This window comes from Streptomyces sp. NPDC037290 (assembly GCF_055603245.1).
This window is the reverse complement of the sequence record NZ_JBVJVZ010000007.1, coordinates 229,208-246,708: the sequence shown is the minus strand read 5'-3', so window position 1 is coordinate 246,708 and position 17,501 is coordinate 229,208. Positions and strand designations below refer to the sequence as shown.

13 protein-coding genes, 2 tRNA genes and 1 pseudogene are annotated in these 17,501 nt (G+C 73.3%); 5 read left to right on the top strand and 11 right to left on the bottom strand.

Going from position 1 to position 17,501, the window contains the following annotated elements; translation table 11 throughout:
* Window positions 1-149: 149 nt before the first annotated feature.
* A tRNA-Ser gene (locus ACZ7HQ_RS25320) sits at window positions 150-240 on the bottom strand.
* Window positions 241-410: 170 nt separating this feature from the next.
* Here ACZ7HQ_RS25320 and ACZ7HQ_RS25315 point away from each other — a divergent pair.
* The 3 genes and pseudogenes from ACZ7HQ_RS25315 to ACZ7HQ_RS25305 all read left to right on the top strand — a co-directional run.
* A complete protein-coding gene (locus ACZ7HQ_RS25315; protein ID WP_470994092.1) occupies window positions 411-890 on the top strand; it encodes an SSI family serine proteinase inhibitor in 480 nt (159 codons plus the stop codon).
* A 317-nt stretch (window positions 891-1,207) separates the two neighbouring features.
* Window positions 1,208-5,620 carry a PAS domain-containing protein gene (locus ACZ7HQ_RS25310; RefSeq protein ID WP_470994089.1) on the top strand — a complete coding sequence of 1,471 codons (4,413 nt, stop codon included), beginning with the start codon at window positions 1,208-1,210 and terminating at the stop codon, window positions 5,618-5,620.
* A 112-nt stretch (window positions 5,621-5,732) separates the two neighbouring features.
* A pseudogene (locus tag ACZ7HQ_RS25305) lies at window positions 5,733-6,211 on the top strand (MFS transporter); the annotation flags it as partial.
* Window positions 6,212-6,308: 97 nt separating this feature from the next.
* On the opposite strand, the gene ACZ7HQ_RS25300 reads toward ACZ7HQ_RS25305, so the two are convergent.
* The 7 genes from ACZ7HQ_RS25300 to ACZ7HQ_RS25270 form a co-directional block, all read right to left on the bottom strand.
* On the bottom strand, window positions 6,309-6,650 hold the full coding sequence (locus tag ACZ7HQ_RS25300) for a hypothetical protein (protein ID WP_470994088.1): 342 nt from the start codon (window positions 6,648-6,650) through the stop codon (window positions 6,309-6,311).
* Between the two features lie 177 nt (window positions 6,651-6,827).
* Complete coding sequence (locus ACZ7HQ_RS25295; RefSeq protein ID WP_470994085.1) at window positions 6,828-8,486, bottom strand: long-chain fatty acid--CoA ligase; 1,659 nt, start codon at window positions 8,484-8,486, stop codon at window positions 6,828-6,830.
* Window positions 8,487-8,609: 123 nt separating this feature from the next.
* Window positions 8,610-9,203, bottom strand: a complete 594-nt coding sequence (locus ACZ7HQ_RS25290) for a SigE family RNA polymerase sigma factor (protein WP_470994083.1) — start codon at window positions 9,201-9,203, stop codon at window positions 8,610-8,612.
* 214 nt (window positions 9,204-9,417) lie between these two features.
* Entirely contained in the window at window positions 9,418-10,584 is a 1,167-nt protein-coding gene (locus ACZ7HQ_RS25285) for a lipid-transfer protein (protein ID WP_470994080.1), read from the bottom strand.
* Window positions 10,581-10,973, bottom strand: coding sequence for a MaoC family dehydratase (locus ACZ7HQ_RS25280; protein WP_470994077.1), 393 nt, complete (start codon window positions 10,971-10,973; stop codon window positions 10,581-10,583). Before ACZ7HQ_RS25280 ends, ACZ7HQ_RS25285 begins: the two co-directional genes overlap by 4 nt.
* Window positions 10,970-11,878, bottom strand: coding sequence for a bifunctional MaoC family dehydratase N-terminal/OB-fold nucleic acid binding domain-containing protein (locus tag ACZ7HQ_RS25275; protein ID WP_470994075.1), 909 nt, complete (start codon window positions 11,876-11,878; stop codon window positions 10,970-10,972). Before ACZ7HQ_RS25275 ends, ACZ7HQ_RS25280 begins: the two co-directional genes overlap by 4 nt.
* A 221-nt stretch (window positions 11,879-12,099) precedes the next feature.
* Window positions 12,100-12,411, bottom strand: a complete 312-nt coding sequence (locus ACZ7HQ_RS25270; protein WP_470994073.1) for a hypothetical protein — start codon at window positions 12,409-12,411, stop codon at window positions 12,100-12,102.
* Window positions 12,412-12,781: 370 nt separating this feature from the next.
* Here ACZ7HQ_RS25270 and ACZ7HQ_RS25265 point away from each other — a divergent pair, with 370 nt between their 5' ends.
* Complete coding sequence (locus ACZ7HQ_RS25265) at window positions 12,782-13,654, top strand: bifunctional DNA primase/polymerase (RefSeq protein WP_470994072.1); 873 nt, start codon at window positions 12,782-12,784, stop codon at window positions 13,652-13,654.
* 67 nt (window positions 13,655-13,721) lie between these two features.
* Here ACZ7HQ_RS25265 and ACZ7HQ_RS25260 read toward each other — a convergent pair.
* From ACZ7HQ_RS25260 to ACZ7HQ_RS25250, 3 genes are all read right to left on the bottom strand, one after another.
* Window positions 13,722-13,806, bottom strand: a tRNA-Ser gene (locus ACZ7HQ_RS25260).
* A gap of 140 nt (window positions 13,807-13,946) precedes the next feature.
* Window positions 13,947-14,624, bottom strand: coding sequence for a GAP family protein (locus tag ACZ7HQ_RS25255; protein ID WP_470994070.1), 678 nt, complete (start codon window positions 14,622-14,624; stop codon window positions 13,947-13,949).
* A gap of 208 nt (window positions 14,625-14,832) precedes the next feature.
* A complete protein-coding gene (locus ACZ7HQ_RS25250) occupies window positions 14,833-16,293 on the bottom strand; it encodes a S1C family serine protease (RefSeq protein WP_470994068.1) in 1,461 nt (486 codons plus the stop codon).
* Window positions 16,294-16,513: 220 nt separating this feature from the next.
* On the opposite strand from ACZ7HQ_RS25250, the gene ACZ7HQ_RS25245 reads away from it, so the two are divergent.
* Window positions 16,514-17,344 (top strand): glycerophosphodiester phosphodiesterase, encoded by an 831-nt coding sequence (locus tag ACZ7HQ_RS25245; protein ID WP_470994067.1) that lies wholly within the window; start codon window positions 16,514-16,516, stop codon window positions 17,342-17,344.
* Window positions 17,345-17,501 lie beyond the last annotated feature (157 nt).

Here is a 17,501-nt window from a genome sequence, read left to right as displayed (position 1 = left end):
AAGAACATTACATGACTGCCGCCGACATGTGAAATCCGATTGGCACACCCCTTGTGACCTGCACAAATGCCCTGGGAGCGAGGATGGGGCAGGGCAGGGCCGGGAACGCCGAAGCCCCGGTCCTGGGGACCGGGGCTTCGGGATCGGTGCGGAGGCGGAGGGATTTGAACCCTCGATGGGCTGTAAGACCCAAACCGCATTAGCAGTGCGGCGCCATAGACCGGACTAGGCGACGCCTCCAGCACAACCGCTCACGCGAGCGCGCGAGTGGTGCGTGCAGATGATGACACAGCCGAGCGGCCTGTCACCAATCGCCCCCCACGGTACTAGGCAGTCGGGCCGCAGGGCAAAGGGCTTCTCTCCGGCGAGGCGCGGCGCAACGTCCGGGGGGCGGAGGCGTTGGGCAGGGCATGGTCATTCTTCTTCCGCGAGGTCCGGTCGGGGGCGGCGCCGGGCCGGTGCTCGCCGCCGTGTGCGGTCTCCTCGCCCTCTGCGCCGTACCCGCCGTCGCCGCGCCCGCCGTGCCGCCGCCCGTGCGGTCCGGGGACCGGAGCGGTGATCACCTCACCGTCGTCGTGCGGCAGACCGGGTCCGGGCGGGACGGCACGTACGAGCTGTCCTGCCATCCGGCCGGCGGCAGTCACCCGGACGCGGCCGAGGCCTGCCGGGCCCTGGACGAGCACACGCGCTGGGGGCGGGACCTCTTCGCCCCGGTGGCGCCCGGCACCACCTGCACCATGCTCTACGGCGGACCCGCCACCGCCCGGGTGACCGGTACCTGGGCCGGGCGCAGGGTCGACGCCGGCTACGACCGCAGCGACGGGTGCGAGATCGGACGCTGGGACGGGATGGTGCCGCTGCTGCCGAAGCTGGGCCCGACGACGGCCTAGGCGGCCCGCCCGCGCGACGGGCGAAATCACCGGTCCGGTAAAGGTCCGGCGAAGGTCTCGCGGAGCCGTAGCCGGTGCCGCGGCCGTGGCGCGGCCGTGGCGAAGCCGGTACCGGAGGCGGTACCGGCGGCGGTGCCGGAGGCCGTGGGCCGCATGCGGTCACGCGTTCGGTGTCACTTCGTCGTGGGACCTCCCTCTCATCCGGCGTCGCGAGCGCAACGGGTGCGCTTAGACTCCCTCGCGTGACACGTCGCGGGCCGGTTGGCAAGATGGCCCGAGCGGTCGGCAAGGTGCGGTAACAGGGAGGAAGGCGTCTCGTGAGCAGCAGGCCATCCCGAGGCGCTGCTCGCCTCGCAGCCATACTCGACGCGCTGCCGGACGCGTTGGTCCTGGTCAACGCCAACGGAACCGTCGTCAACGCGAACACCATCGCGCTGGAGGCCTTCGAGGCGCCCGGCACCGCGCTCGTCGGGCGAGGGCTGCTCGATCTGCTGCCGGAGTTCGACTCACGGCTCATCCCCGGGTCGATGCGGCGTCCCGCCCACATGGATCCGCACGGGCGGACCAAACCGACCCGGATGATCGCGCGGCGTACCGACGGGGCCGAGTTCCCGGTCGAGGTCACGAGCGCGAATCTGGAGAACGGCCAGCAGGCGTACGACGGTTACGGCTACACCGGCGACGAGCTGCTGATGGTCGTCGTACGGGACCTGTCCGGGACCGTCGACACCGAGGCCGAGCTGGCCCGCTCGCAGCGGCAGACCGAGATGATCCTGCGGGCCGCGGCCGAGGGCGTCGTGGGCACCGACACCGAGGGGCGGATCGTCCTCGTCAATCCGGCCGCCGCCCAGATACTGGGCTACCGGGCCGGCGAGCTGGGCGGCAAGGAGCTGCACACGCTGGTGCTGCACTCGCGCCCCGACGGTTCCCCCTTCCCCTACGAGGAGTCCCCGCTCGCCGACACCCTGCGCTCCGGGCGCAAGCACCGGGTGCGTGGGCAGGTGCTGTGGTCCAAGGGCGAGGACAGGGTCTCCGTCGACCTCACCACCGCTCCGGTGCGCGACGGGGACCAGCTCGTCGGCGCCGTGATGACCTTCACCGACCGGCGCCCGTACGAGGCCCTGGCCGAGGAGAAGGCGGCGCTGGAGAAGGCGCACGCGCAGGAGGTGGAGCGGCTCACCGAGGAGCACGCCTCCGACCTGACCGCGCTGCGCCAGCAGCACGTCACCGAGCTCGAGGAGCTGCGCGAGAAGCACGCGGAGCAGCTGGCGGCCGGCGAGGAGCGGTACGCCGCGCTCGCCGAGCGGGAGAAGGACCGGTACGAGGCGCTCGCGGGCCGCCACGAACAGTTGCTGACCCTGCTCGGGCAGTCGCTGCGCGGGCCCCTTGACGAGCTGCGGCGGGAGCTGGCCGCGCTGGCGGCGGACGACGCCGGACAGCTGTGGCCCGAGGCCAACCAGGTCCTCCATCACCTGTCCGCCGGGTACGCGCGGATCACGACCCTCATCGACAACGTCCTCGGGTACCAGCGGCTGGACGCAGGCGCCGAGGACATCACCCGGACGAAGGTGATGCTGGACGCCGTCGTCGCCGCGGGTGTGGACGGGGCCGTCGAGCTGATCGGCCCCGGGCGGGTGCAGTTCGCCGTGCACGCGCCGCCCATCGAGGCCGAGGTCGACCCGCAGCGGCTCGCCACCGCGCTGGCGCATCTCGTGGCGGACGTGGCCGGCGTCGACGCGACCGGCAACTCTCCCGTCTCCGCGGGCGGTTACCTGGACAACACCGTCGTGGTCGCGGCCGCGCAGCGCGGTGAGGTCGCACGGATCGAGGTGCGCGGACCGTACGCCGGAGGAGACGCGGTGCACGAGCCGATCGTGCGCGGGATCGTGCGGGCCCACGGCGGCGTGCTCCAGACGCACGAGGTCCCGGGCATGAGCGGCAGCGCGTATGTGCTGGAGGTGCCGCTCGGCGGTGGCGCCGGGACGGTCGCCGGCCAGGTACCGGTGCAGGCGGCGCTTCCGGCCGGGCCGGGCACGGGCGCGGCGGAGCCGGACGAGCAGGCCTCGGGCGGCGGTGAGCCGGTCGCCGAGGAGGCGGCCGGCGGCGCCGAGCAGCCGGCCGGTGGCGGACGGCGGCGGGCCCGGCGGGCCTCCACGGACGCCTTCCTGGACAGTGACGTGCCCGGCGCGGGCCAGGCCGGTGAGGCGGAGGGGCCCGTACCGACGGGACGGCGCCGCAGGCGTGCCGCCGCGCCCGCCGAGGAGACCGGCGCGGTCCCGGCCGAGGGCGCGGACACCACGTCCGGCGGTACCGGGCGACGCCGGGGCCGGCCCGCCGAGAACAACGCCGGTGACGGGACGGCCGTGAGCGAGGGCGCGGTGGTGACGGCCGCCGAGCACGCCGCCGGGGCCGCCGCCTCGGGTACGGGCCTCGGTTCCGCCGTTCCGCCCCAGGGCGTGCCCGCGCCCTCGGGCCTGCGCGCCGCCCACGACTCCGGCGCCCCCCAGGCCGCGCTGCCGCCCGCACTGCCCGCGGTGGCCGGCGAGCAGGCAGTTCCCGGTGCGCAGGCCGTTCCGGCCGAGGGTGAGCAGCCGACCGGGCGGCGCCGGCGTGCGCTGGCCGCCGCCGCGGAGCGTGCCGCGGCCCAGGAGGCGGGTGCGCGTACGGTCTTCGCCCTGCCGCCGGCCGAGGCCGACCGCTCACCGCAGTCCGCGGACGCGGCGAACGGCGTGGGTACGGTTCCCGCGGCTGGTCCGATTCCGGCGGCCGGCGGGGTTTCCGGCGCGGGGGCGCCTGTCGTGCCCGCGCCTGTCGCGCCTGGGGCGGGTGCGCCCGTCGGGCCCGGTGCCGGGCTCGTCCCGGCCGCCGGTGCGGGTGCCGTTCCGGGAGCCGGTGCGGGTGCCGTTCCGGGAGCCGCCGAGGGGCAGCCGCAGCTTCCGGGGCAGGGCGCCGGACAGGTGCGGGTGCCGGCTCAGCCGGCGCCGGCCGCCGCGGGGGTGCCCGGTGACGACGGCCGGCACGACGCCGTACCGCTCGACCAGGCCTCGGACCACACTCCGCCGCAGCCGCATCCGACCAGCGCGCCGACCGGCCGGCGCCGCCGGGCCGCGGCCCAGTCCGCCGAGCCCGCCCCGTCGACGGCACCGGAGGCACCGGGCACACCGGCGGGCGCACAGCCGGCACCGACGCCTCCCGCCCAGACGCCTCCCGCCCCGCTGCCACCGGCACAGGCCGCTCCCGGCCAGGTGACTCCCCCTCAGGGGGTTCCCGTCGGTCCCGGGCAGGGCATCCCCGTGCAGCAGCCGCCCGCCGCGGCGGCCGCGACTCCGCCCGGGGGCGTTCCGAACGGCGGGCCGCTGCCCGCGCAGGCCGCTCCCGGGCAGGTGCCGCCAGCCGCACAGGCGCCCAGCGTGCCCCAGCAGTGGCCCGGCGCGGGCACACCGGTACCGCAGACCGGCACGCCGGCCCCGGGTACCCCGCTCCCCGTGGAACGCGCCGGTGTCCAGGCGCCGCGGACCGCACAGCCGTTGGCCGCCGAGGACGCCGCGGTCGATCCGAACTCCACGCAGGGCCGTGCGATCAGTGTGCGCACGCTCGGACAGGGCGTGCCGTTCTCGCGGCAGGCCGCGCAGGTGCAGCAGCCGACGGCGACCCCGCCGCCGCACACGCCGGGCGGATCCGGCCGGCGGCGCAAGCTGGGCACGCCTCCCGACCCGGCCCAGCGCACGGAGCAGCAGCCGGAGCAGGCGGCGCTGCCGCGTCCGCCGGCCGAACCGGCGCCCGCGCAGCCGTCGCTCGGCGGCCGGCCGGTCTCCGCGCCGGCGCAGCCGTCGCTCGCCGGGCAGTCCCGGCTCGCCCCGGCCACCGAGGGAGCCGGGCGTTCGTACGCCATAGGCGCGCCGGACGCCGATGCCGCGGAGGGGCCCGAACCGCTGGACGGCCCCGGTGGGGCGGTCGAGGTCGCGGACGCGCCGTTGCCACAGCCGCTCGACGACGAGCTGCCCCCGGAGCCGCTGGACAACCCGCGCCGGCTGCTGGTGTGGCCCGCGCCGGACGCGACGACCCAGCAGGCGCTGAGCGACCGTGGCTACCGGCCGGTGATCGTGCACTCCCGTGAGGAGGTCGACGCACAGATCGCGGCGTTCCCGGCCGCGCTGTTCGTGGATCCGCTGACGGGTCCCATCACGCGTACGGCCCTGCAGTCGCTGCGGCAGGCCGCCGTCGCCGCCGAGGTGCCGGTGCTGGTGACGGCCGGGCTCGGGCAGGCGACGCGCGAGGCGGCGTACGGCGCCGATCCCGCGGTCCTGCTGAAGGCGCTGGCGCCGCGCGACAGCGAGCAGCACCCGCCGCGGGTGCTGCTCATCGAGGAGCACGCGGAGATCGCGCTGGCGCTGACCTCGACGCTGGAGCGGCGCGGGATGCAGGTGGCGCGGGCCGCGAACGACAACGACGCGGTGACGCTCGCGGGGCAGTTCCGGCCGAACCTCGTGGTGATGGACCTGATGCAGGTGCAGCGGCGGCAGGCCGGCTCCATCGGGATCATCGACTGGCTGCGCGCCAACGGGCAGCTCAGCCGCACCCCGCTGGTCGTCTACACCGCCGCCGTCGACCAGGCCGACCTGCCGCCGCTGGCCTCGGGCGAAACGGTGCTGTTCCTCGCGGAGCGCTCCACGAGTACGGAGGTGCAGGGCCGGATCGTGGACCTGCTGGCCCGGATCGGCACGAACTAGGCGGCGCCCGGGCGCCGATGCCGGGTGGCTTGTCCCATCGGGCGGCTGTGGGCTTCAGGGGCCGCCAGGGTCTGTCCTGGGGCCGGCGTACCACCAGCCTGCGGGCCGCCTCGCGCTGTGGGCGTCGCCGGCGCTGCTGCTGACCGGCCCCGCCTGCGGCCTGTCGACCGCGACCGCCGGACTCTTCGGCCGGTCCGGACTGTCCTCCAGCGCGGTGGCACCGCTGTCCGGCGGCCTGGTGGACCGTTTCGGCGCCGCACGTGTCGTCGGCACGGCCCATCTCCTCGCGGCCGTGGCCGTGCCGCTGTTCCGGCTCGGCGGTCACGCCCTGGTGGCGCTGTTCGCCGCCGCGAGCGCCGTCCACGCCGCGCTGGCCGCCTCGCGCGTCGCCAACCAGACCCTCGCCCCACCACGAGGTCCACCCCGGCCACCGCCAACACCGCCTACGTCGTCTCCGGCTTCGCCGACGGCGGCCTCGCCTCCGCCGCCACCGCGGGCCCCGCCTTCGGCCGCCGGGGCTGGGCCGGGGTGTGCGCGGTGGCGGCCCTCCGGCTGCTCCCGGGCTGGACGTCCACGCTGCGTCGCCACTGAGCGGCGCGGCCGGGACGGCGCAGGACGCCGGGGCTACGGCGCGTGCCGGACGGTAAGGGCACACGGGCGGGGCCGCGGGGCGCTGCGCACCACGGGGTCAGCCCGAACCGACGACCTCCATGGCTGGTGCGGTCACCCCGGCGGCCTCCCGCGCACCGCCGGCGACCACCGCGCACGTGACCGCGATCGCCAGGGCCCTCCAGCCCCAGGAGGCGAACACGATGACGGGTGCGACGAACACCGAGTGGACGGCGGACGCGGCAAACGCCCCCCGCGCCCACCCTCCGCCGATCATCGGCCGAGGTACGGCCGCCCAGTGGGACCACCACAGTCCGGCAGCCACCGCCGCGATGCCGGCCATCAGGACAGCGGCCAGCCGGGCCACATCGGCATCGGTCACGCTGTCGGGGTCCAGTACGGTCGAGTCGGTCGTGTGCACGCTCAGTGCAACCGCAGTCCATACGACGGCGGCCGCACTCAGCAGGGAAGCAAGAACCGCTGCGCGCCGCCGGCTCCAACTCGGTCCGGAATGGGTGGAGTTCGATTCCATGACTCATTCTAGCCCGGGTGTGCGCATCCGGGCCGGCATCCGAGGAGAGCGTGGGGCCGTGCGAGGTCACGTCACCGTGATCACGTCGAGCTGGCCCAGCCTGTGCGCTTCGCGGATCTTCTTCTTGTCGAACTTGCCCACGCTCGTCTTCGGCACCGACTCGACGATCGTCCAGCGCTCGGGCAGCTGCCACCTGGCGATGCGGCCCTCCTCGGCGAGGAACGCGCGCAGGGTCTCGAAGTCGGCGGTGGCGCCCTCCCGCAGGACGACCGTGGCCAGCGGGCGCTCGCCCCACTTCTCGTCGGGCACGGCGACCACCGCGGCCTCGGCGACGTCCGGGTGGGACATCAGCGCGTTCTCCAGATCCACCGAGGAGATCCACTCGCCGCCGGACTTGATGACGTCCTTGGCGCGGTCGGTGAGGGTGAGGAAGCCGTCCGGGGAGATGGTTCCGACGTCACCCGTCTTCAGCCAGCCGTCCTCACTGAACTTGTCGGCGGGACACAGGGGTTCGGCGTCGGGACCGTTGTAGTAGGCACCGGCGATCCACGGGCCGCGCACCTCCAGCTCGCCCGCCGACTCGCCGTCCCAGGGGAGGCGTTCGCCGCCGGGGCCGGTGAGGCGGGCCTCGACTCCGGCCGGGAAGCGGCCCTGGGTGAGGCGGTAGGCGAACTCCTCGTCCGTTCCGGCCGCGTGGGCCGGCGGGCGGGAGACCGTGCCGAGCGGGGAGGTCTCGGTCATGCCCCAGGCGTGACAGACCCGCATGCCGAGGTCGTCGAAGGCCGCCATGAGGGAGGGCGGGCAGGCGGAGCCACCGATGGTGACCTGGGTGAGGGACGTCACGTCGCGGGGCCGGGCGGTCAGCTCGGCGAGCAGGCCCTGCCAGATGGTCGGTACGGCCGCCGCGTGGGTGGGCTTCTCGCGTTCGATCATCTCGGCGAGCGGGGCGGGCTGCAGGAAACGGTCCGGCATCAGCATGTTCACGCCGGTCATGAAGGTCGCGTGCGGCAGGCCCCAGGCGTTGACGTGGAACTGGGGCACCACGACCAGCGAGGTGTCCTGGTCGGTCAGGCCCATCGACTGGGTCATGTTGACCTGCATGGAGTGCAGGTAGATCGAACGGTGGCTGTACACCACGCCCTTGGGGTCACCGGTCGTGCCGGAGGTGTAGCACATGGCGGCGGCCTGGCGTTCGTCCAGCTCCGGCCAGTCGTACGTCGTGGGCCGGTCCGCGATCAGCTCCTCGTACTCGTGCACCCGCGCGGTGGCGCCCGCGAGCGGCGTACGGTCGCCGGGGCCGGACACGACGATGTGCTCCACCGTCGGCAGCTTGGGCAGCAGCGGCGCGAGCAGCGGGATCAGCGAGCCGTTGACGATGACGACCTTGTCGGCCGCGTGGTTGACGATCCACACCAGCTGCTCGGCGGGCAGCCGCAGATTGAGCGTGTGCAGCACCGCGCCCATGGACGGGATCGCGAAGTAGGCCTCGACGTGCTCGGCGTTGTTCCACATCAGGGTCGCCACCCGGTCGTCGCCCCGGACGCCGAGTTCGTCCCGGAGCGCGTTGGCCAGCTGTACGGCACGTACGCCCGCCTCGGCGAAACTGCGCCGCTGCGGCTCGCCCTCCCCGGTCCAGGTGGTGATCTGGGACCGCCCGTGCACCAGCGTCCCGTGCACGAGGATGCGGGTGACGGTCAGCGGTACGTCCTGCATGGTGCTCAGCACGGAGTCCTCCCGGGGCGGCGTTGCCTACGCGGTGGTAGAGGTAGCGCTGATTCTGCTCACATACCGCGCGGTATGTCACTAGGGTGCGGGCCACCGGGGAGGAAAACGGAAGGAAATTCCGCGCTAGCGGACCAGTCCCAGCTCAGGGTCCTCACGCAGCTTGGCGAGCGCACGCGACACCGCCGACTTCACCGTCCCCACGGACACCCCGAGCACCTCGGCGGTCTGGGCCTCGCTGAGGTCCTCGTAGTAGCGCAGGACGACCATCGCCCGCTGCCGGGCCGGCAGCTTCATGACCGCCTGCCACATGGCGTCGTGCAGCGCCTGCCGCTCGGCCGGGTCGCCGGCACCGGGCACGGGCTCCGGCTCGGGCAGCTCGTCGCAGCTGAACTCGTCCACCCTGCGCTTGCGCCACTGCGAGGTCCGGGTGTTCAGCAGCGCCCGGCGCACATAGCCGTCCAGCGCCCGCTGGTCCTCTATCCGCTCCCACGCCACGTAGGTCTTGGCGAGCGCGGTCTGCAGCAGGTCCTCGGCGTCGCTCGGGTTGGCGGTCAGTGAGCGCGCGGTGCGCAGCAGGACCGGCTGACGGGCCCGCACGTACGACGCGAACGACGGGTAGGCGGGGGTCTCCCCGCCCTGCCTGTGCCGTGGGTGCGGGAGGGTCTGCCGCCTTGGTGCGGCGGCGGCCGAGGCGCTGGTGCAGACGGGTGTGGTCATGGCTCCACGCTAGGAGCGGGCTCCCCGTGGGCGGATCGCCCGCAGGTCCCTAAGCGGGGTCCCCCTCAGGTTGTAGGGCTGGGGCCGACTCCACCTCCTGAAGGTGGACGGCGGATGCATCCCGTCTGCGGGTACGACCCTGACTCGGGGTGCGGGCCGGGGCCGGCCGGCGGAACTCCGAAGCGCGGTTCCCAGGCGAGGCCCGCTCCTCCGGTCAGCCGTCCCCCGTCAGCACCAGCCCCGACGTCGGCACCCCCGTACCGGCCGTCACCAGGGTCCGGGCCGCGCCCGGTATCTGGTTCACCGCCGTGCCCCGCAGTTGGCGCACCGCCTCCGCTATGCCGTTCATGCCGTGCAGATACGCCTCCCCGAGCTGGCCCCCGTGCGTGTTGAGCGGCAGCCGCCCCTCGGCCACGAGGTCCGCCGCCTCCCCCCTGCCGCAGAACCCGAACTCCTCCAGCTGCATCAGCACGAACGGCGTGAAGTGGTCGTAGAGGATCCCCACGTCGATGTCGGACGGGCCGAGCCCGGACGACCGCCACAGCCGGCGGGCCACCACGCCCATCTCCGGCAGGCCGGTCAGCTCGTCCCGGTAGAAGCTGGTCATCTGCTCCTGCGCCCGGCCGGCGCCCTGGGCGGCCGCCGCGATCACGGCGGGGGGATGCGGCAGGTCCCGGGCCCGCTCCAGGGACGTGACGACGATCGCCTGCCCGCCGTCGGTCTCCTGGCAGCAGTCCAGCAGCCGCAGCGGCTCCACGATCCAGCGGGAGGCCGCGTGTTCGGCGAGGGTGATCGGGCGGCCGTGGAAGTACGCCGCCGGGTTCGTCGCCGCGTACGCGCGGTCCACCACGGCCACGTGCCCGAACACCTCCGGCGCCAGCCCGTACGCGTGCAGATACCGCTGTGCCGCCATCGCCACCCAGGAGGCCGGGGTGAGCAGCCCGAACGGCAGCACCCAGCCGAGCGCCACGCCCTCCGCCGAGGGCTCCCGGTGCTGCACGCCCGCGCCGAACCTGCGGCCCGACCGCTCGTTGAAGGCGCGGTAGCAGACCACCACCTCCGCAACGCCCGCCGCCACCGCGAGCGCCGCCTGCAGGACCGTCGCGCAGGCCGCGCCGCCGCCGTAGTGGACCCGCGAGAAGAAGGACAGCTCGCCCATCCCGCACGCCTGGGCCACCGTGATCTCGGGGCTGGTGTCCATCGTGAACGTCACCATCCCGTCCACGTCCGCCGGCGCCAGCCCCGCGTCGTCCAGCGCGGCCCGCACCGCTTCCACGGCCAGCCGCAGCTCACTGCGCCCGGAATCCTTGGAGAACTCGGTGGCGCCGATCCCGGCGATCGCGGCGCGTCCGGCCAGGGTGTCACGGCTGCGCACGCTCATGAGCGGCCCTCAGGGACCGTGACCGTCACCGTGCCCGTCACATGTCTGCCGAGGGCGTTCGCACCGATGACCCGCACCGTCGCGGTGTCGCCGTCGACCGCCTCGATGCTGCCCGTCAACACCATCGTGTCCCCCGGATAGTTGGGCACACCCAGCCTGATCGCGACCTTGCGGAGCACCGCCGCCGGGCCGAAGTGGTCCGTGATGTACCTGCCGACCAGTCCGTTCGTCGTCAGGATGTTCATGAAGACGTCCGGTGAGCCCTTCTGCCTGGCCAGCTCGGCGTCGTGGTGGACGTCCTGGTAGTCCCGCGACGCGATGGCGCCCGCCACGATCAGCGTCCGGGTGACCGGGATCTCCACCGGGGGCAGCTGCTCCCCGGCCCTCACCGTTCCACCACCCGGAACACCGGCAGCGTCAACTCCTCGTCGCAGGACTGGAATTCGAGGCGCACGGGCAGCCCGATGCGCACCTTGTCGTACGACATCCCCACCACGTTGCTCACCATCCGCACCCCCTCGGCGAGCTCGATCAGGCCGACCGCGTACGGAGGTTCGAAGGCGGGGAAGGGCGGGTGGTGCATCACCACGTACGAGTAGACGGTCCCCTCGCCGCTCGCCTCGACCGTGTCCCAGTCGAGGCAACCGCACGCGTTGCAGCCCGGCAGCCAGGGGTGGCGCAGGGTGCCGCAGTCCGCGCAGCGCTGGATGAGGAGCCGGCGGGCGGCCACCCCCTGCCAGAAGCCGGCGTTGTCCCGGTTGACCACCGGGCGGGGGCGCGGGGCGCCGGGTTCCCGGCGGGCCGGGGCGTACTTCAGGATGCGGAAGCGGTGGGTGCCCACGAGGGCGCCGTCGACCCGGACGTCCGTGCGGGTCGTGACGAAGTACCCGGTGCCCAGTTTCGTCGTCTTGCGGCCGGAGACCGACTCGATCACCGAGTCGAACGTGATCCGGTCGCCCGGGCGCAGGGGCCGTAGGTACTCCTGCTCGCAGTCGGTGGCCACGACCGACGTACAGCCCGAGGCGTCGAGGAGGGCCAGCAGCTCGTCGTAGGCGCCGGTGCGGCCCTCGTGTCCGGACAGGCCGCCCATCGTCCAGGCCTGGAGCATGGTGGGCGGGGCGATGGCCCCGGGGCCGCGGTAGGCCGGGTTGGTGTCGCCCATGGCCTCGCACCAGTGCCGGATCATCGGTGCGTTCACCGGGTCCTTGCCGACCCCGGCGACGGCGGCGGGGCGCCCCTGGTACGCCCTGAGTCGCGCGCCGAGCTCGTCGGGAACCACCTCTGCCGTGCTCATCGCCGCTCCCTCGCCGCCCCGGGCCGCGTTCCTGTGGGCCTCGCGTGCCTGAAAGAACCGTTTCTGACTGTCCGTCAGATAACGGCGGGTGTCAAGGTCGGCCGCCGGCGCTCGCGGGAAAGACGGCTGCGCGGCGGCACCGAAGCACCGCCGCGCAGACGCGTCACGACCCCTGAGCACACCCCACGAGGCCCCTTACCGGAAGGGACCTGAGCCGAGGCTCACCACAGCCGGGTGAAGTGGACGGCCACGTTCTCGTTGCCCTGCTGGATGGCTGTGAACGCGGAATGGCCGACCTGGGCGCTGTTGCTCTGATTCGAGGCGCCGGGGCCTACCGCACTCTGCTGCGTGGTGGACGAGTTGCCGCTGTTGTTGTGACCGACTCCGCTGCCGATGAGGGACGCCACACCCGCGTTCGATCCGTTGTCCGCGAAGGCGCCGTTGTCGGCTGCCGCCACGCCGCCGAAGAGGGCGGCTGCGAGCGGGAGCGCGGCGACGGCGGCGAGAACGCGGACGGTACGGATGCTTGCCATGTTGTTCCTCCAGAACCAAGCACTCGGCGGCCCTGGTGCCGCGAGTACGTGAAGTACGGCTTGCGTCAGGGCAGTTGGCCGACCGCTCTGACTGTCTTGGACGACGTCGCGAGATCAGAGTTGCCCACCGAATCCCCGGCGAACCACCCCGGAAGCCGCCATTCGCACGCAAGCGTGATGACAAGTCGATAAACCCCTATCGTCACCTTTCGCCTCCCCAGCCCCCAGGAGAGATCAGGAGGACACCCTCAGCCCTCAAGCGGGACAAGGGGTGAATCGTCCCTTCGCACATCCGGCCAATTTCTCCCCATCCGGCGCGTCGCCAGGGACCGCCCTTCCCTTTTTCGAACATGCATACGAACATGAAGGCATGGCCACCACCGACCGGCAGGCCACGACGCTGGCCCTCGCACACGCCCTGTCAGCCGCCGAACGCGGACTGGCCGTCCTCCCCCTGTCCCGCACGAAACTCCCGGCCCTGCGCTCCCCCCACCGCGACGACCCCGACCCCACCGGACCCCGCTGCCACGGGGAGTGCGGCCGCCTCGGCCACGGCGTGTACGACGCCTCGACCGACCCGGTCCGCATCCGGGAGCTGTTCACCGCCGCGCCCTGGGCCACCGGCTACGGCATCGCCTGCGGGCTGCCGCCGTACCACCTGATCGGCGTCGACCTGGACACCAAGTGCGGCACCGACTCCTCGACCGCGCTGCGCGAACTTGCCCTGCGCCACCTGTTCACCATTCCGGAGACGGTCGTCGTGCGCACCCCGAGCGGCGGCCGCCATCTGTGGCTCACCGGTCCGCCGGACGTCGTCGTACCGAACTCCGCCGGCCGCCTGGCCCCCGGCATCGACATCCGTGGCGCCGGCGGCTACCTGGTGGGCCCCGGTTCCCGTACCGACCACGGCATGTACACGACCGCCCCCGGCACCGCGCACCTGGCCCCGGCGCCCTGCCCGCCGTCCCTGCTGCGCCTGCTCGTGCCACCGCCCCGGCCTCCGCACCCGGCCCCGGCCGCTCCCGGCGACCACGGCCGCGGCCTGGTCCAGTTCGTCCTCTGCGCGCACGAGGGCCAGCGCAACACCCGTCTGTTCTGGGCGGCCTGCCGCGCCTACGAGAACGGCATCGGCCCCGCCCTGGTCGACCCCCTGACCGAGGCCGCCCTCAACACCGGCCTGTCGGAGCGCGAGGCCCGGGCGACGATCGCCTCGGCGGCACGGATGACGGGGCACCGGCCGTGACGGCCGGAAAGCCGGCCGCACACCCGCGAAGGGGCGCCCCCTTGGGAGCGCCCCTTGCCAACATCCGCGGTGGGTGTGGGATTTGAACCCACGGTGACTCGCGCCACGACGGTTTTCAAGACCGTTCCCTTAGGCCGCTCGGGCAACCCACCTCGCTCCACTCACCTGGGGCGGAGCGGGTACAGCGTACCGGGATCGGGCGGCGGGCGGGGGCGGTGGTCCCGCACGGGGTCCACCGGATCCGTCCCGCCCAGGCGACCTCGCGGCCCCACCCCGCGCCTGGCCGGGCTTCTCAGGAAGCGACGACGGAGATGCCGTCCCCGAGCAGTTTCAGCCCGAGGACGAAGAACAGGACGGCCATCACGGCGACATTGTGCCGAGCTGCCCATTCCCTCCAGTCGCCGAGCGTGGTCCTGGCCCGCTCTCCCCCGAGGAGAAAGACCGCCAGCGGGATCAGCAGGCCGAGGGTGGCGATGACGACGAAGATCGCCAGTGCGGCGGTCTGCTGCCCGACCGGTACTCCCGCTGAGCCGATGGCGGCGCCCGCGGCGATGGTGAGCGGTGCGTTCTTGGCGTTGAGAGCCGCCAGGGCCACTCCGAGCGCGAAGGTCTTGACCGGCGTGAGGCGGTCGATCGCACCCATCCACTTCGGCAGCCGGGCTTGCGAGGGATCCCTCGGGCGCCGGTGCCACTGCCGGGCGCCGAAGACGACGAGGAACACGCCCAGGGCGAGCTTGAGCGCTCCCACCCAGGTGGCCGGGTGCTTGTGGGCGGAGGCACCCGCCGGGGAGGCGATCGCCAGCATCACCGCACCCAGCACCGCGAGTCCCACGATCCAGCCGACGGTGAACAGGACGCCGTTGAGACGTCCTCGGGGCGTGGCGAGCACGAGGATGACGGCGATGATCGGGAGCGGGCTGACCGCGACGGCCGCCGCGAAACCCAGCACGTCACCGAGAACTGCGCCCATGACTGCCTCCGCACCTCGGCCACCCGGACGAAACCGGCAGCCCGCCGCCCGTGCCGCAACCCGATGTGCCGGGACGCAACGGCACCTGCGCGGCCGTTCGCACGGCCCGCACCGACGTGGCGGCCTGGCGCCGTTTCCCGCGTGCGAACAGCTCCAGCGCGCGCGAGGGTACTCCGCCCGGCCCCGTGAGACCGGCCGACATGAGCGGTCAGTTGTCGCCCACGCGCGCGCCCAGCGTCAGCTGCACCGTGTGCTCCTGGCCGTCGCGCTTGTAGGTGATCGTCACCTTGTCACCCGGCTTGTGGGTCCAGATCTCGCCGATCAGGGTCGGGCCGCTGTCGATCACCATGTCGTCCAGCTTGGTGATCACGTCGCCGGGCTTGAGGCCCGCCTTGTCGGCCGGACCGCCCGACTCGACCGCGGCGGCACCGGCCGCACCCTGGTCGGTGATCTTCGCGCCGTCGCTGGAGTCCTGCAGCGAGACGGAGGCGCCGATCTTGGCGTACACCGGCTTGCCGGTCTTGATCAGCTGCTGGGCGACGTACTTGGCCTGGTCGATCGGGATGGCGAAGCCGAGGCCGATCGAGCCGGACTGGCCGGAGCCGCCGAAGCCGCCGCCACTGCTGCTCGACTGGATCGCCGAGTTGATGCCGATGACCGCGCCGGAGGCGTCCAGCAGCGGGCCGCCGGAGTTGCCCGGGTTGATCGAGGCGTCGGTCTGCAGGGCGCTCATGTACGACGCCTTGCTGGTGGAGCTGCCGTCGCTGGAGGCCACCGGGCGGTTCTTGGCGCTGATGATGCCGGTCGTCACCGTGTTGGACAGACCGAAGGGGGCGCCGATGGCGATCGTCTCGTCGCCGACGGCCACCTTGTCGGAGTCACCGAGGGCGAGCGGCTTGAGGTCCGACGGGGCGTTCTTGAGCTTGATGACGGCGACGTCGTACCCCTGCGCGTGGCCGACGATCTCGGCGTCGTACTTCTTGCCGTTGGGGAACGTGGCCGTGAGCTTGCCGCCGTCGACCGCGTCGGCCACCACGTGGTTGTTGGTGACGATGTGGCCCTGGGTGTCGAAGACGAAGCCCGTACCGGTGCCGCCCTCGCCGTTGCTGCTCTCCGCCTCGATGGTGACCGTGCTGGGCAGCGCCCTGGCGGCCACGTTGGCGATGGTGCCGGGCGCGCGCTTGACCTGCGCGGCACTGCTGTCGGAGGCGGAGACGGTGGTGGAGCCGCTGCTGTCGTCGTTCTTGGCCAGGGTGTAGCCGAGGCCACCGCCCAGGCCGCCCGCGACCAGCGCGGCCACCAGGACCGCGGCGACGAGGCCGCCGCGCCCGCTGCGGGGCCTGGGGGCGGGCTGCTGGTACGACGCTCCCCAGCCTGCGCCACCCGCGCCACCGAAGCCGGCGGCACCGCCGTCGCCGTAGGCCGCGCCGTCGCCGTACGGCGGGGTGGCCGGCGGCGGGGGCGGCCAGGAGCCGGTGGCCCCCGGGGCGCTGGGCGGCCCCGCCGGTGTCCCGGCGGCGGCCGACGCGTCCCCGGGCACCGGCGGAAGGGGAGCCGTCGGCGCGCTCCCCTCGGGTGCGGGGCCCTGCGGGGAGGCGGGAGAGGCCACCGGCACGGGAGGCGCCGACGGGGCCGGGGGTACCTCGTTGCCCTCGTTCTCGGTGCTCACAGCTCTTCTCCTCGATCCACGGCTGTTGTCCCGTTGTATGCAGTCAGCTTTTCCCACGGGCCGTCAGAGCACGATAAGCGGTGGCTGTGGGTCCGGGGGTTCTCTTTATATAAGACCTTCTGGGCAAAAGTTATATAAACGCACAGATGGGTGCCGTCGTTCGCCGGACGGACGCGTCCGCGCCGCCACGCGTACCCCGCGACGGTGGCACCATGACGCGGTGACCCACGCACCACAGCGCTCCATCCAGGTCGTAGCCCACCGAGGCGCCTCCGAAGACGCTCCCGAGCACACCCTGGCCGCCTACAAGAAGGCGATCGAGGACGGCGCCGACGCCCTCGAGTGCGACGTACGGCTGACCGCCGACGGCCATCTGGTCTGCGTCCACGACCGACGCGTGAACCGTACCTCGAACGGCCGCGGTGCCGTCTCGGCGCTGGAACTGGCCGATCTCGCCGCCCTCGACTTCGGCTCCCGGAAGACGCGTGACGCCTGGCGCGGGCGGGACGAGGAGCCCGACTGGGTGCACCGGCCGGAGGACCCGGCGGACACCTCCGTGCTCACCCTGGAGCGGCTGCTGGAGCTGGTCTCGGACGCCGGGCGGCGGGTGGAGCTGGTCATCGAGACCAAGCACCCCACCCGCTGGGCCGGGCAGGTCGAGGAACGGCTGCTGACGCTGCTGAAGCGGTTCGGGCTGGACGCCCCCGCCTCCGCGGCCGAGTCCCCGGTGAGGATCATGAGCTTCTCGGCGCGCTCACTGCACCGCGTGCGTGCCGCCGCGCCCACCCTGCCGACCGTCTACCTGGTGCAGTTCCTCACGCCGCGGCTGCGCGACGGACGGCTGCCCGCGGGCGTGCGGATCGCAGGGCCCTCGATCCGCATCGTGCGCAACCACCCCGCCTATGTGGAACGGCTGAAACAAGCCGGTCACCAGGTGCACGTATGGACCGTGAACGAGCCCGAGGACGTCGACCTCTGTGTGGACATGGGCATCGACGCCATCATCACCAACCGACCGGGCGCGGTCCTGCGCCAGTTGGGGCGGGTGTGACCTCAAGAGACCGGTAAAGAGCTGTGCGCAGCCCTTGACCCGGCTGTGCCGCTGCTGAATCCTCCCTTCTCGGCCACACCACTGAAATCCAGCCATACGACGACCAGAGGAAAGGCCTTCGTCACAGGGAGTGCTCCGGCGCGTTCGCTCCGTGCAG

Excerpts from the sequence above, each read along its gene's own strand:
- ACZ7HQ_RS25315 (WP_470994092.1), top strand. The coding sequence starts at position 411 with ATGGTCATTCTTCTTCCGCGAGGTCCGGTCGGGGGCGGCGCCGGGCCG.
- ACZ7HQ_RS25290 (WP_470994083.1), bottom strand. The coding sequence starts at position 9,203 with ATGACCACACCCGTCTGCACCAGCGCCTCGGCCGCCGCCGCACCAAGG.
- ACZ7HQ_RS25285 (WP_470994080.1), bottom strand. The coding sequence starts at position 10,584 with ATGAGCGTGCGCAGCCGTGACACCCTGGCCGGACGCGCCGCGATCGCC.
- ACZ7HQ_RS25275 (WP_470994075.1), bottom strand. The coding sequence starts at position 11,878 with ATGAGCACGGCAGAGGTGGTTCCCGACGAGCTCGGCGCGCGACTCAGG.
- ACZ7HQ_RS25270 (WP_470994073.1), bottom strand. The coding sequence starts at position 12,411 with ATGGCAAGCATCCGTACCGTCCGCGTTCTCGCCGCCGTCGCCGCGCTC.
- ACZ7HQ_RS25265 (WP_470994072.1), top strand. The coding sequence starts at position 12,782 with ATGGCCACCACCGACCGGCAGGCCACGACGCTGGCCCTCGCACACGCC.
- ACZ7HQ_RS25255 (WP_470994070.1), bottom strand. The coding sequence starts at position 14,624 with ATGGGCGCAGTTCTCGGTGACGTGCTGGGTTTCGCGGCGGCCGTCGCG.